Source organism: Hymenobacter aranciens, assembly GCF_030580865.1.
In the GTDB taxonomy this organism is placed as follows: Bacteria; Bacteroidota; Bacteroidia; order Cytophagales; family Hymenobacteraceae; genus Hymenobacter; species Hymenobacter aranciens.
In genome coordinates this window covers 153,916-169,170 of record NZ_JAUQSY010000010.1, presented here as the reverse complement: position 1 = coordinate 169,170, position 15,255 = coordinate 153,916, and the positions used below count along the sequence as shown (strand labels likewise).

At 64.5% G+C, this 15,255-nt stretch carries 6 protein-coding genes; 4 read left to right on the top strand and 2 right to left on the bottom strand.

Annotated features, from left to right (window positions below; all coding sequences use genetic code 11):
* Window positions 1–64: 64 nt before the first annotated feature.
* On the bottom strand, window positions 65–2,683 hold the full coding sequence (locus Q5H93_RS16090) for a PIG-L family deacetylase (protein WP_305007626.1): 2,619 nt from the start codon (window positions 2,681–2,683) through the stop codon (window positions 65–67).
* A 326-nt stretch (window positions 2,684–3,009) separates the two neighbouring features.
* Here Q5H93_RS16090 and Q5H93_RS16085 point away from each other — a divergent pair, with 326 nt between their 5' ends.
* Window positions 3,010–3,405, top strand: a complete 396-nt coding sequence (locus Q5H93_RS16085; protein ID WP_305007625.1) for a hypothetical protein — start codon at window positions 3,010–3,012, stop codon at window positions 3,403–3,405.
* Window positions 3,406–3,757: 352 nt separating this feature from the next.
* Entirely contained in the window at window positions 3,758–5,395 is a 1,638-nt protein-coding gene (locus Q5H93_RS16080; RefSeq protein ID WP_305007624.1) for a S8 family peptidase, read from the top strand.
* Between the two features lie 93 nt (window positions 5,396–5,488).
* Here Q5H93_RS16080 and Q5H93_RS16075 read toward each other — a convergent pair whose 3' ends face one another.
* The gene (locus Q5H93_RS16075; protein WP_305007623.1) at window positions 5,489–6,292 is read right to left on the bottom strand and encodes an SDR family oxidoreductase; all 804 of its coding nucleotides are present in this window, start codon (window positions 6,290–6,292) and stop codon (window positions 5,489–5,491) included.
* A gap of 306 nt (window positions 6,293–6,598) precedes the next feature.
* On the opposite strand from Q5H93_RS16075, the gene Q5H93_RS16070 reads away from it, so the two are divergent.
* The gene (locus Q5H93_RS16070) at window positions 6,599–8,896 is read left to right on the top strand and encodes a GEVED domain-containing protein (RefSeq protein ID WP_305007622.1); all 2,298 of its coding nucleotides are present in this window, start codon (window positions 6,599–6,601) and stop codon (window positions 8,894–8,896) included.
* A 649-nt stretch (window positions 8,897–9,545) separates the two neighbouring features.
* The gene (locus Q5H93_RS16065) at window positions 9,546–15,146 is read left to right on the top strand and encodes a T9SS type B sorting domain-containing protein (RefSeq protein WP_305007620.1); all 5,601 of its coding nucleotides are present in this window, start codon (window positions 9,546–9,548) and stop codon (window positions 15,144–15,146) included.
* The last annotated feature ends 109 nt before the right edge of the window (window positions 15,147–15,255 follow it).

Below are 15,255 nucleotides of genomic sequence, written 5' to 3'. Positions count from 1 at the left end.
AAACGGCGCTACCGACAGAGTGGTAGTACGAACCGCTGCGCGGAATTCGTACTACCACGTCGTTCTACTTCCCATACGACACCAGATTAGCCAGCACCCGATACGCTCCCGGCACCCCCGCCGGCAGCTCCCGGAACAGCGACAAGCCGGTGTAGATGTAGTGCCCCTTCCCTACCGCCGCCACCAGGATGGCGCTTTGCTGGTCGGCCTCGCCGGGGTCGTGGCTGGCGATGAGGGGCGTGTACTTGGCATCCCAGGCCGAGGGGTAGTAGAGGCCCTGCTCCTGCACCCAGCCGGTGCTGAAATCCTCGGGGGTGAGCTTGTTGGGCGCGTTCAGCAGCGGGTGCTGGGGGTTGAGGAACTTGACGGGCGTGTTTTCTACCGTGATGCGGTTGTTGGAGAGCGTGAGGGGATAGGGGCCGATTTGGGGGAGCAGCACGCCGCGCGTCACCACGTACTGCACCACCACGGTGCCGCCCTGCTCGGCGTACTTGAACAGCTCGGCTTGCTGGCTTTTGAGCTTCTCGACAGTGTTGTAGGCGCGGATGCCCAGCACCACGGCGTCGTAGCGGCGCAGGCGGTCGAGGGTGAGGTCGGTGGCGGGGTCGAGCAGGGTCACGGTGTAGCCGAGCTGGCGCAGGGCCTCGGGCACCTCGTCGCCGGCGCCCATGAGGTAGCCCACGGTTTGGGCTTTGCCGCGGCTCACGTTGAGCTTCACGAGCGGGGCGGTGGCTTCGGGAAACAGCGTTTGGGTGGGGATGTGCGGGTAGCTGATGGTTTGCAGGCCGCGGGCGTAGTCCTGACCGTCGACGGTGGCCACGGCTTGCACTTCGGCTTTGCCGGGGGTGGCGCCGGGCAGCGGGCGCAGCTGGAAGTTAAGGGTTTGCTCGGCGTCTTTGGTGGCGAGGTCGAAGGCGGCGCGGGCGGGCTCGGCCTGCCAGCCGGCGGGCAGGCGCAGGGCCAGCGTGCCCTTCACCCCGGCCCGGCCGGCGCGCAGGGTCACGGGCACGGCCTTCGGCTGGGCATCGGCGAAGACGTAAGCGCGGGCGGCGGGCAGGTTCACGGCCACGGGCGGCACCACGGCCAGCGGCTGGTATAGCTCGCCCAGCACGGGGTCGGTGTGCTTGTATTGGACGTTTCCAAATATGGCTCCACTTGACAAGAGGGCGAGGGTAGGAATCGCGCCGGGATTGTCCGGCGTACCGATAAGTTTCTGTTGCTTCAGCCTTATCCAATCCAAGCTACCTGCATAGGAAGGAGTGGCATCCGGGCTGCGTTGAGCCACCATAAGATACTCCGGCACTCTGTACATGCCTTTGTTCTCGGCTAACTGTAACCAATAAGGCTGGGAAGGGGCGACAGCTTTGCTGATAGTGACTTGGCGGCGGAAGCGGAGCTGCTGCCCGGGCTGTACCACTTTTTGCGCTATTCCACTACTGTCACCATCAGCAAAACTGGGTATCATCGGACCTGCGGCCATCACCGTTACCGGGCGTTTGGATTGATTGGTTATCTCAAAATCAACCGGTATGCGCTGGCCAGGCACTACGGTTGGGAAAGGAGTTGTCGCCCCCACGTACACCCGTTGGCATGCTTGCAGTAAGGTTTGGACTTCTTCTTCTTTTGAGTCGCGCCAGAAATTAAAGCCACCTCCCCAAGTGCCGCTTGGTTCGGCAGGCACTTTCCGTAAAGCCGCCTGCACCGCTAGTAGGTCCGTCACACTGGCTTCCGGTTCACTGGCATTGTATTTCTGAATTATATCCTCGATTTTCTTTCCAATTTCGGCCCCGCCAGACACCCGGTTCCAGGTCATGTCCACCCCCTCAAACAGCTCCTTGGGCAGCACATCGCCCGGCCGCAGGGTCTGGAAATACTCCAGGCTCTCGCCACGCTGGGCGGCCGTGCCCATGCCCTGCGAGCGGTGCTGCGAGCGCGAGAGGGACGCCAGCTCGCCGTAGCTTTTACCTAAGAGGGGATTGTAGCCGCCGGCATCGAGCTTGAGGAAGCCGCTCAAATCCTCGCCGGGCTTCACGAAGAAGCTGCCGGTGTTCCAGAGCAGGCGCTTGGGCTGCCAGGGCTGCACGTATTGCAGCTGCTCGGGGAAGCGTTTGGCATCGCCGGCGGCGGCGAAGGCCTCGATGGCCAGGATGGCGCTGGCCTGGTGGTGGCCGTGGCCGGCGCGGGCGTCGGGCGGGAAGCGGGTGATGAGCACGTCGGGCCGGCGCTGGCGGATAACCCACACCATGTCGGCCAGCACCTGCTCCTTGTCCCAGATGGTGAAGGTTTCGTCCGAGGTTTTGGAGAAGCCGAAGTCGTTGGCGCGGGTGAAAAACTGGCTGGCCCCGTCGATACGCCGGGCCGCCAGCAGCTCCTGCGTGCGGATGACGCCGAGCTGCTCGCGCAGCTCGGGGCCGATGAGGTTCTGGCCGCCGTCGCCGCGGGTGCAGCTCAGGTAGGCGGTTTCGAGCAGCCGCTCGTTGGCCAGGTAGGCCAGCAGGCGGGTGTTCTCGTCGTCGGGGTGGGCGGCGATGTAGAGCACCGAGCCGAGGACGTTGAGCTTTTTCAGACCTAATAGTATCTCGGAGGAGGTGTAGGTTTTGGGGGCCTGGGCCTTTGTTTCAATGAACAAGGAGCAATTGGCAAGGAGCAGGGCAGCGGCGAGGCGGAGTATCAGGAAGCGCATGGGCGGAATAACCGGATTGGGGCCGTGAAGTTAGGCCGGCGGGGGCCGCAGGCCATGCCAGGCCCCTGACAGGTCAGCAATATGACCTGATAGGTCCGGTATTTCGGCTATCAGGTCAGCACTTAGCCCTATTAGGTCAGATAATGGAGCTAGGAGGTCAGAAAATCCTTATATCAGGTCAGTATTTGCCCATACAAGGTCAGTTTTTAACCCTACTAGGTCAGTTACCTGAGCTAACAGGTCAGCAATTAGCCCTAATAGGTCAGAAATCAAAGCAAAGCAGTCCGCGTTTGGCTATATTTGCCTGTCTTCTGCTCTTTTACTTTATGGCTTCTTTACCTCCCGATTTAGCGGCGGCCTTCGCCCAGCGCGTGGCTGAGCGCGACAACCCGCCACCGGCCGCCGTTAGCCAAGAGCCGGCGGCCATCCAGGCCCGCCTGGAGCAGTGGCTGCTTATGGTGCACCAGGTGCGCAACGTGCGCGCCCGCCGCCGCCAAACGCAGGCGCTGCTGGCCCTGATGCAGCACCCCGAGCTCGAAACGCTGGCGCTGGGCCGCGCCTCGGGCCCGCCCGCCTTGGCCGACCGCTCGGCCGCCCGGCTGGCCGTGCAGCTGCAAAGCCTGGGGTTCACTGCCTGGGAGTATCGGGGGCTCTACCGCTACCACCGCCTCACCCGCGCCACCGAAGATGCGCTGCTGCTGGTGGTGGCGGGAGGTAAGTAGCGCGGACTTTGTAACTCCAGTTGCGGACTGGCCGCGAAGCGGCGCCACGTTGGTAGAATAGCTGCGCCAGGGAACCCCGAGCCGCGAAGCGGCGGCACGTTTGCCTGGTGAACGTGCCGCCGCTTCGCGGCTCGGGTCCCTACCCCTGCATTTAAACTACCAACATGTCGCCGCTTCGCGGCTATCCCGCAACTTGGGTTTTGTAGTCCGCGAGTTTGAGCGTTTAACGATTCGACTCGCGGACTACAAAGTCCGCGCTACGAGGCAACGAAACCGCCCCCGGGCACGTCTTTGCGGCAACTTTGGTTTCTTTGCCCGTCGGCCGCGCCGTTGCGGCCTTTTTTGCTTCTGAATGACTATTGCCGTTCCCCGGCGCTGGACGCTGGCCCTGCTGGGCCTCGCCTTCACCACCGCCGCCCAGGCCCAATCGGCCGCCACTCCCACCACCGCCGACCTCAGCGCCCAGCAGTGGTATCTCAAAGACCCGCAGCTCGACAAAGTGCCCGGCATCGGCGCCACGCGGGCGTATAATGAGCTACTCAAAAACAAGGTACCCACGCCGGTCATCGTGGCCGTTATCGACTCGGGCATCGACACGGCCCACGTCGACCTCAAGCCCGTGCTGTGGCGCAACCGCGGCGAAATCCCCGGCAACAAGATTGACGACGACAAGAACGGCTACGTGGACGACGTGCACGGCTGGAACTTCCTCGGTGGGGCCGACGGCCGCAACATCGGCGTCGAAACCCTGGAGATGACGCGCCTCGTGGCCGCCGGCCGCGTCAAGTTCAAGGGCAAAACCCTGAAGCAGGTGCCCGCCGCCCAGCGCGCCGAGTTTGAGCTGTACCAGAAAGCCGAAACCGCCTACGCCAAGCGCGTGAAGGACGAAACCGGCCGCGATGAGCAGATGCAGGGCATGGTGGAGCCCCTCACCATGATGGTGATGATGCTCAAGCACGAGCTCAAAACCGAAAAGCTCGACACCCTCACGCTGCGCGAAGCCAAGTTCACCGACCCCAACCTGGGCCGCGTGCGCGATGGCCTGCTGGCCATGATGCGCGAAACCCACCTGCCTGACACCGACGCCGTGCTCAAGGAAGTAACCAGCGCCGCCGACCAGGGCCACAGCATGGTCAGCAAGTCGCTGAACCTGGAGTATAACCCGCGCCCCGACATCGTGAAGGACAACCCCGACGACCTCACGCAGCGCTACTACGGCAACAACGACCTCTACGCCACCGACCCGCTGCACGGCACCCACGTGGCCGGCATCATCGCCGCCGCGCGCGACAACAACCTCGGCGTGCAGGGCGTGGCCGGCCCCATGATTCGCATCATGCCCGTGCGCGCCGTGCCCGACGGCGACGAGCGCGACAAGGACGTGGCCAACGCCATCCGCTACGCCGTCGACAACGGCGCCAGCATCATCAACATGAGCTTCGGCAAGGACTTCTCGCCCCAGCGCAAGGCCGTGGACGAGGCCTACCGCTACGCCGCCAGCAAAAACGTGCTGCTGGTGCACGCCGCCGGCAACGAGGACGACAACCTCGACGTGGACCCGCACTACCCCGCCCCCACCCTGCTCGACGGCAAGCCCGTGCCCAACCTGCTCACCGTGGGCGCCTCCGGCCCCCTCGACAACGAAAGCCTCACCGCCGACTTCTCCAACTACAGCAAGAAGTACGTCGACGTGTTCGCGCCCGGCGTGGCCATCTTCAACACCCTGCCCGGCAGCACCTACGGCAACGAGAACGGCACCAGCATGGCCGCCCCCGTCACGGCCGGCATCGCCGCCACGCTCAAGTCGTACTTCCCCGGCCTCACCGCCGTGCAGCTCAAGGACATCATCCAGAAATCGGCCCAGGTGCACCACACCCAGGTGCGCGTGCCCGGCACCGATAAGAAGGCCGATTTCGCGACGCTGTCGGCCACCGGCGGCGTGGTGAATCTGTACGAAGCCGTGAAGCTGGCGCAGACGGTGGCGAAGTAGCTTAAAGAGTTATGAGTTTTGAATTATGAGTTAGGAGTTGGCATTGGTTCGTCCAGCCAACTCCTAACTCATAATTCAAAACTCATAACTCTTTTACAGCACCCCCTTCTCCTCCTTCCGAAAGTGGTTTAGCACCAGCCTGTCCGATAAGCCCGGCAGCCACTTATTCAGAAACACCGTGAGCTTGCCCAGCCCCGTGAGCACCATGTCGCGGCGGCGGTGCTTCACGGCATCCAAGATGCGCTCGGCCACTTCCTCGCTGGTCATCATCTGGCCCTCGTCGCGGGGCGACTCGCCCTGGGCCGAGCCGTCGGCGGCCAGGGCCGTCTGGCGGATGTTGGAGGCCGTGAAGCCGGGCGCGGCCGTGAGCACGTGCACGCCGTCGTCGAGCAGCTCGGTGCGCAGGGCTTCCAGAAAGCCGTTCATGGCAAACTTGGAGGCCGAGTAGCCGGTGCGGCCCGGCAGCCCCCGGTAGCCCGCAATGCTGCTGATGCCCACGATGGAGCCCTTGCTCTGGAGCAGGTGCGGCAGGGCGGCCTTGGTGGTGAACACGGTGCCGTAAAAGTTCGTCTGCATCAGCTGCTTGATAACGCTGAGGTCGGCATCGACGAACTTGGCCCGCATGGAAATGCCGGCGTTATTAATGAGTGCCGTGAGGCCGCCGAAGCGGGCCACGGTGTCCTGCACGGCGCGGGCGGCGGCGGCTTCGTCGCCCACGTCGGCTTTGATTTCGAGGTGGGTGATGCCGGCGGCGGCCAGCTCCCGGCCGGTGGCGACGAGCCTGGCTTCGTCGCGCCCGGTGATGGCCACCTGGTAGCCGGCCCGGCCAAAGGCCAGCGCGCAGGCCCGGCCGATGCCCGAGGTGCCGCCGGTGATGAGAACAACAGGTTTTTGCATAAGTCCGAAGAAAATCAGCCCGCAGCCGGGCAACTATTTTGCGGGCTGCCCGGTCTGGAGGGCAAAGCTACGACGGGCCCGTGGTGCGATTTTTGCGGCAGGAATTAAACTTTTGCCATCCCTGCTATTCGATAGCTGCCGCCGGGCAGGCAACCGTTGGGCAGAAACTGTCGAGAGCCTGGACACAATCCGGCCGCTTTCCTGATTCGGCGGCGAAAGATTGGAAATGGCCGATTTTCGGCGGGGCTCCCTGCTTTTAGTGTTACTTTTATCCGCAGAATTCTCTCCGACCACTCTACATTGCTTATGAACGTCTCTTTACGCGCTTGGAAACAGCTTTCGATTAGCGTGCTGACCCTGGGCCTGAGCGGGCTGCTGGGCACGGCCGCCGAGGCTCAGTGCCCCGCCACGCCCGCCGCCTGCACCCCCGGCCGCGCCAGCAACGCCAACGCCGGACTGTTCGGCATGGGCATTGCCAACGTGACCCTCCGCAGTGGCACAACGGCCCTGATTAACAACTCGACCGGCAACCAGGCGGAGGGCTACGTGGACTACGCCTGCCGCGCCACCAACCCCATCCCCGGCGCCGCGCTGCTGGTGGGCCAGAACTACACCCTGACGGTGAGCAACTCCGCCGCGGGGGTTTTCGAAAACGTGCGGGCCTGGGTAGACTTCGACAACGATGGTGCCTTCGGCACGGCCGAGCAGGTACTGAGCTCCAACAACGCCGCGACGCACACGGTCACCTTTGCGCCCCCGGCCACCACTGTGCTGGGCACAGCCCTGCGCCTGCGCGTGGCCTCCGACTACGCCAACGTGGCCGTGCCCACGGCTTGCTCGACGCCGCAGTACTCGCAGGTAGAGGACTATTCTATTACCGTGACGGCCAACAGCAACCCGCCGGTGGCCGCCTTCACCACCAGCGGCCTCACCACCTGCTCGGGCTGCGTGCAGTTTACCGACGCCAGCCAGAACGTGCCCACCGCCTGGGCCTGGAACTTTGGCGACGGCCAGACCAGCACCGACCGCAACCCCAACCACTGCTACGCCACGGCCGGCACCTACACCGCCACCCTGGTAGCCACCAACGCCGCCGGCAGCAGCGCCGCCGCCACGGCCACTATCGTTTATACCACGCAGGTACCCTTGGCGGCTGCCTGCTCGCCGGCCACCAACAGCTACTGCTGCGGCTACGGCGTGACGCGCTTCCAGCTGGGCACTATCGACAACGCCTCGGTAGATGGGGCGGCCGGCTATCAGGACTTCACCTGCCCCCAGCGCACGCAGCTGACCGTGGGCGTAGCTCACCCATTGGTCATTAGCCTGGGCAGCACCTCTACCAACCAGGACACCCGCGTGTACCTCGACCTGAACAACGACGGCACCCTGACGGCCAGCGAGCTGATTTACGAAGCCCTGAACCAAGCCAGCGTAAGTGGTAACATCACCCTGCCCGGCAGCACTATCCTCAACCAGCCCCTGCGCCTGCGCGTGGTGACCGATGCCGGCGGCAACAACCCGCAGCCCTGCGCCAGCCCCATCAGCGGGCAGGTAGAAGACTACACCATCATTGCCCTGCCTAATACCATGCCCCCGGTAGCCGCCTTCACCTCGAACTACGTGGCCGGCGCCTGCATCAACCCGGTGCAGTTTACCGACGCCAGCACCAACGCACCGACTTCGTGGAGCTGGGACTTTGGTGACGGCAGCCCCACCAGCACCCTGCAAAACCCCTCGCACCAGTACGCCGCCAGCGGCACCTACACCGTGACCCTGACGACCACCAACGCCAACGGCAACGACGTGGAAACCAAGACGGACTACGTGAACGTGCAGGTACCCTGTCTGGTGTATTGCCCCTCCAACGGAGTTGGGCAGCCCGGCCCCGGCGGCCAGACGCAGCCCAGCCAGCTCTTCATCACGCGGGTGGCGGTGGCCAATGCCCAGCCGGCCTTTACGAACAACACCCGGGTCGAAACCGGTGGCTACGGCAACTATACGGCCCAGACCATCACCGTGAACCCCGGCCCCGTGAACCTGACCGTGGCCGTGAACCTCAACCTGGCCCACCGCACCTTTGTGTGGATGGACGTGAACCAGGATGGCGTTTTGGACAACAGTGAGTTGGTGGTGAACGGCAACTCGACGGCCGGCCCTAATGCCTCGACCTTCACCACTACCTTCACGCCGCCCGCCAGCATGGCCGCCGGCGCCGCCATTCGGATGCGGGTGCGGGTTTCGCTCGCCGGCTCCACGTCTAACGCCTGTGCCGTGAACCTCGTCAATGCCGAGGTGGAGGATTACACCTTCCGCATTCAGCCCCTGGCCACCCGCGAGGCGCAGAACCTGCCCGCCCTGGCCGTGTACCCCAACCCCACCCAGGATGGCCGCCTGCACCTCAACCTGAGCGATGCCAGCGCCAGCGGCACTTACACCGCCACCGTGGAAAACCTGCTGGGCGCCCGCCTGCTCGAAACCTCGCTGCGCCTGGCTCCCTCGGCCGATGCCGAGCTGAACATCGGCGCCCTGGCCAAGGGTGTGTACCTGCTGCGCCTGCGCGATGCCCAGGGCCATACCGCCCTGCGCCGCGTGGTGCGCGAGTAGGACTTTGGCCTCAGCTTTTTAGTTAAAAATCTACTCGGGCCGGTTGCTTCAGGCAGCCGGCCCGGTTATTCCCGCCTCCTACCCTTTTCCCACTCTTATGTTTACAACCTTACTCCGTCACTTCCGCGGGCTGCCCCTGCTGGTGCTGGCACTTCTATGCCTGGGCAGCGTGCAGCAGGCCCGGGCCACGCACTTATACGGCGGGGAAATGAGCTACCGCTATCTCGATGCCAATGGCCCGGCAGGCAATGCTTTTCGCTATGAGGTGACCGTCGCTATTTACAACAATAGTGGTGGCACGAGTCAGGTACCGAATGGGCGCCTCAATATTGAACTCGGCTTTTATCTAAAGTCCGGGACTCGTATTGCCTTACCTGTCTCAATGCCCACTTCACCCGGCTCAAATGTCACAAATTCAGGAAATCTAGTTATTAATCAGACGACTAATAATTCGGTAACTAGGGTGATTCCAGCGGCCTGCGCCAATGGTTTTACACCGCCTTCAGTGCGCCTTGTGCGATATGTGGCCACGGTTTGCCTACCGGTATCAATCGATGGTTACTACTGCTTTTATTCTGACAATGCCCGCACTTCTAACATCAATAACCTACAGAACATTGGTGGCGCTGGCGGTGGTGCAACGGGCAACATGACACTCTACCTAGACATGGCCGGGCCGCTGATTCCGAACTCGGCGCCCGTATTCTCCGACACGGCAGTAGCACTGGTATGCCAGTTCGATACCACTTATATTCTCAACAGTGCTTCTGATGCCGATGGCGACCGACTGACATATTCTTTTGGTACTCCGTATGCTGGCGATTACAATCAATTGGGAAATGCACCAACGTCTAACAATTATAATCCGCCCGGGACTTCGTTTACCCCTCCACCAACTTCCGTTACTTACGCCTCGGGCTACAGCACAGCCCTACCCTTTGGGGCGGGCAGCACGGCTACCCTCAACGCCACCACCGGCCTGAGCACCTATATTGTAAATGCAGCGCAGGGATTCTACGTCGTAGCCGTGGACGTGAACGAGTACCGCAACATTAATGGGACGGAGGTTCTGGTGGGGCGTACCCGGCGCGATTTGCAGTTGGTAGTGCGACAGTGTCCGGCCGGCAATGCGCCCACCATTCAGAGTGCGGGCGGCACCGGTAACCCCACTGGCTCTGGCGGTCGCAGCTTTACGGTGGAAGAAGGCCAGACCCTGACTTTCCCCATCAACGCCAATACCAACCCTGGCGGCAGTAGCCTGACTACCCGCGTCAACAGCGTCCTGCTTGATGGTAGCGGCAGCATCAATGCCTCTTATAACGGCGACCAGGGGCTACGGCCAGCTGGCTCCACCACAGGCACGGTGACGGTGGCCGGCTCCGGCCCCGTCAATGGCACGTTCTCCTTCACGCCGAGCTGCGGCATGGCCCGCTCCACGTCTTACGACGTGCTGACGACGGCTACGGTGGTGTGTACCACTAAAAGCAAATCGGAGGTTTTTCAGATTACGGTGACCAAGCCTGCGGCGCCGACGGCCATTGCCGGCACTACGCAACTGTGCGACGTGAGCCTGGGACAGGTTTACACCGCGACGGGGCCGCTTTCGGCTACTTACAACTGGCACATTGTGGGCGGCACCATTGTGAGCGGCCAAGGCACCCAAACGGTGCAAGTGCGCTGGAACAGCGTTGCGACCACCGCTCAGCTGTCGGTGAAGGGCATTTCGGCCTTCGGCTGCCGCACCGACTCCGTGGTGCAGAACGTGACCATCCGGCCGCTGGCCAACCCCGTGGTGACGCCCAGCGCCCCCAGCATCTGCCGCGGCGCCAGCACCACCCTCACCGTGACGCCCGCTACCGGCCTCACCTACACTATTGCCGGCGGCGCGCAGACCGTGACCGGCACGACGCTTACGGTGTCGCCCACGGCGACCACGGTGTACACTGTGACGGCCTCGGACGGCACCTGCACCTCGACCACCCAGGTGACGGTGACGGTGGTGCCGCCCCCCACCGTAACGCCCGGCACGGCCGTAACGGTGTGCTCGGGGCAGACGGCGCAGCTGGGCGCGGCCCCGGTGGCCGGCCTCACCTACAGCTGGAGCCCCGCTACCGGCCTGAGCAACCCCAACATTGCCAACCCTACTCTCCAGCTGTCGAACAACACCGGCGCCAACATCACCCAAACCTACACCCTGACGGTGACCAACACCGCTGGCTGCGTGAGCACCGGCACGGTGGTAGTAACCGTAACGCCGCCGCTGAACGTGAGCGCGGGCACGTCGGTCAGCACCTGCTCGGGGCAGACGGCCCAGTTGGGCGTGGCCCCCATTGCCGGCCTCACCTACAGCTGGAGCCCTACCACGGGCCTCAGCAACCCAACCATTGCCAACCCCACCGTGACGCTGACCAACACTACCGGCGTTATTGTGACGACGACCTACACCCTGACGGCTACCAACGCCGCCGGCTGCATCAGCACCACTACCGTGACGGTGACGGTGAACCCGGCGGTGATAATCCCGGCGTTTGCCCCGGAATTCCTCTGCTCGGGACAGACCCTGCAGTTCAACGCGCCGGTGCTGGCGGGCTATACCTATAGCTGGACCCCGACCACCGGCCTCAGCGACCCGACTATCGCCAACCCGGTCCTGACGGCGGTTAATACGACGGCTGCCCCCATCAGCACTTTGTACACGCTGCTGGCCACCAATGCGCAGGGCTGCACGGCTACGCAGGCTATTTCGGTAGTGGTGGTGCCGCTGCCCATCGCCAATGCGGGCGCCAACCAGACGCTGTGCTCCGGCGTGGCCTCGGCCCCGCTGGGCATTGCCCCGGTAGCGGGCAACACCTACCGCTGGACGCCGGCTACCGGCCTCAGCAGCGCCACCGTGGCCCAGCCCACCGTGACGCTCACCAACTCCGGCACCACGCCCATCACCCAGACTTACACCCTGACCGTGACCGGGCCCTTCGCCGGCAACCCCGTGACGGGCGGTACGTCCTGCACCAGCACCAGCACGGTAACCGTGACGGTGAATCCGACGCCGGTGGCTACCCCGGGCCCGGCCGTGAGCTTCTGCTCGGGCGGCTCGGCGCAGCTGGGCGCGGCCCCGGTGGCGGGCGTTACCTACAGCTGGAGCCCGGACAGCGGCCTCAGCGATGCCACCATTGCCAATCCTATCGCAACGGGTACCAACACGACCAACGCTCCGATTACCCGCATCTTTACCCTCACGGCTACCCTGGGTACCTGCACGAATACGGCCACCGTGGCGGTGACCATCAACCCCGCTGCCCAGGCCCTGCCGGGCGTCGACCGCTCGGTATGCTCGGGCATCGGCACGGCGCTGGGCGCGGCCCCGGTAGCCGGCAACACCTACCTCTGGACGCCCGCCACCGGCCTGAGCAGCGCCACCGTGGCCAACCCCACGGCCACGCTCACCAACACCACCGGCGCCGACATCACCCAGACCTACACCCTCGTCACTACCAACACCCAGGGCTGCACCGGCACCGGCACCGTGACGGTGACCGTGAAATCGGCCGCCGTGGCCGACGCCGGCCCCGACCTGACGGTGTGCTCCGGCGCTACCGGGCTGGTGGGCACGCCCGCCCTGCCCGGCTACACCTACAGCTGGATTACGACGCCGCAGGCCGGCATCAGCATCGACAACGGCAGCCTGGCCCAGCCCACCTTCACGGTGACCAACACCACCGCGCAGTCCTTCTTCCGCATCCTGGTGCTGAACGTGACGGCCCCCAACGGCTGCACCAGCCAGGACCAGGTGCAGATTAACATCAACCCCGCCGCCGTGGCCGAAGCCGGCCCCAACTACACCACCTGCTCGGGCCAGCCCGTCACGCTGGGTCCCCTCAACAACCCCGTGGTGGTGGGCAACACCTATGCCTGGACGCCGGCCATTGGCCTTAGCAGCACTGCCGTGCCCAACCCCGTCGCCACGCTCACCAATACCACCGGCGCCACCATCACCCAGAAATACTACCTCACCGTTACGACCTCCAACGGCTGCGTGGCCCGCGACTCGGTGACGGTGACCGTGACGCCGGCCGCCGTAGTGGATGCCGGGGCCGACCAGACCGTGTGCGCCGACCAGCGCGTGACCCTGGGCACGCCCGCCCAGGCTGGCTACACCTACACCTGGACGCCCGCCACCGGCCTGAGCAGCGCCAGCACGGCCCAGCCGGTACTCAACACGACTGGCCTGAACACCACCACGGCCCCGCTCACGCTGAAGTACTACCTCAACGCCCGTACCACCAGCGGCTGCGTGGGCCGCGACTCGGTATCCGTGACCATCAACCCGCGCCCGGCAGCGGAGGGCATCACGGGCTCGGCCTCGGTGTGCCCCACCGTGACGGGCGTGGCCTACTCGGTGGTGAACCCCACCGGCACCACCTACCGCTGGATTATCACCGGCGGTACCCAGGCCAGCGGCGGCACCACGGCCAGCATCACCGTGGACTGGGGCACGGCCGGCACCGGCCTCGTGCAGGTGTACCAGGTGAATGCGCTGGGCTGCTCGTCCGACACCACCGACTTTGCCGTGCGCATCAACCCCATCCTGCAAACGCCTACGCCCAACGGCCCCGGCAACGTGACGGCCACCGCCCCCAACAACGCCGTGTGCCAGGGCGACGGCCCCTACACCTACGCCACCACGCCCTACACCAACGGCTCGGTGTATGCCTGGACCATCATCGGCGGCACGCAGGTGAGCACCAACCTCAACACGGTGAGCGTGCAGTGGAACCCGGTGACGGTGTCCACCATCGGTAAAATCGTCGTCACCGAAACCAGCAACCCCGCCAGCGGCGTCCGCTGCCTGGGCACTTCCGACACGCTGCGCGTGCGCATCAACCCCACCCCGTTGAGCACGCTCACGCTCACCGGTCCGGCCCGGGTGTGCCAGGGCTCGCCCATCAGCTTCACGCTGCCGGGCGGATTTGCGGGCTCCACCTATGCCTTCCAGCTCGACAACCAGCCGCAAACCACCACCGGCAACACCCTGAGCCTGCCCGCCCAAACCACGCCCGGCACCTACGTGGTGAGCGTGCGCGAAACCTCGGCCCAGGGCTGCGCCGGTGCGCTCATCACCACCAGCTTCACCGTCGACCCTGCCCCGGTGGCGGCCACCATCACCGGGCCGGCGTTCCTGTGCGACTTCCCCACCCCCGCCCAGCCGGGCATCCAGTACTCGGTGCCCAACACCAGCGGCGCTACCTACCAGTGGACGGTCGTGGGCGGCGCCATCGCCACCGGCCAGGGCAGCAGCCAGATTACGGTGTACTTCAACTCCACCGCTCCCAGCTATAGCGTGTCGGTTACCGAAACCTCGGCCTTCGGCTGCGCCGGTCCGGCAAATACTCTGCGCATCCTGCGCAACACGCCCAGCCTCGCGCTGGCCCTGGCCTCGGTGGCCGAAACCTCGAACAACAGCGTGGTGCTGACCCTCAACGTAGCCAGCAACGACAACACCCCCGCCGCCAACCTGGTGCAGGTGCAGCGCCGCGTGACCGGGTCGGGAGCGGCCTTCGTCACGGTGGGCACGGTGCCCGCCACGGCCACCACCTACACCGACGCCTCGGCCGATGCCGCCGCCAATTCCTACGAATACCAGCTGGAGCTCACCAACGGCTGCGGCACCCTGCTACGGAGCGCCTTGCTGCAAACCATCCGCCTGCAGGCCATGGCCGCACCTGGCACCGGCGGCCGCAACCAGGGTACTGTCGACCTGAGCTGGAACGCCTACGTGGGCTTCCCGGTGCAGGGCTACCGCATCTACCGCACCCTCGATGGCGGCACGCCAGAGTTGCTCAGCACCGTATTGGCCAGCACGCTCACCGCCACCGTGCCTAACGGCGCCGACAACTCGGCCACCGGCGCGGGCTTCAATCAGGTATTCCGCGTAGTGGCCGTGAGCACCGATGCCACCCCGCTGTTCTCGAACTCCAACACGACCAGCGTGGATTTCGCCAACACCGTGAAAACCTACAACATCATCACGCCCAACAACGACGGCAAGAACGATGTACTGGTGTTCGACAACATCACGCTCTACCCCGGCAACACGCTCACCATCTTCAACCGTTGGGGCCGCGAGGTGTACAACACCACCAACTACCAGAACAACTGGGGCGGGACCGAGCTGTCGGGCGGCAATTACTACTACCTGCTCAAGTTGCCCAACGGCACCACCACCAAGGGCTGGTTTGAGATTGTGAAGTAAGCAGTCTCCGAATAACAGAAAAGGCCCTCCGGCACCCGGAGGGCCTTTTTTTATATCCGCCGCCTTCCCACCGCCTGCCAGACCTCTCCCACCACCGACCAGACCTCTC

Coding starts and splice junctions, on each gene's coding strand:
- Q5H93_RS16090 (WP_305007626.1), bottom strand. CDS start 2,683: ATGCGCTTCCTGATACTCCGCCTCGCCGCTGCCCTGCTCCTTGCCAAT.
- Q5H93_RS16085 (WP_305007625.1), top strand. CDS start 3,010: ATGGCTTCTTTACCTCCCGATTTAGCGGCGGCCTTCGCCCAGCGCGTG.
- Q5H93_RS16080 (WP_305007624.1), top strand. CDS start 3,758: ATGACTATTGCCGTTCCCCGGCGCTGGACGCTGGCCCTGCTGGGCCTC.
- Q5H93_RS16075 (WP_305007623.1), bottom strand. CDS start 6,292: ATGCAAAAACCTGTTGTTCTCATCACCGGCGGCACCTCGGGCATCGGC.
- Q5H93_RS16070 (WP_305007622.1), top strand. CDS start 6,599: ATGAACGTCTCTTTACGCGCTTGGAAACAGCTTTCGATTAGCGTGCTG.
- Q5H93_RS16065 (WP_305007620.1), top strand. CDS start 9,546: ATGACACTCTACCTAGACATGGCCGGGCCGCTGATTCCGAACTCGGCG.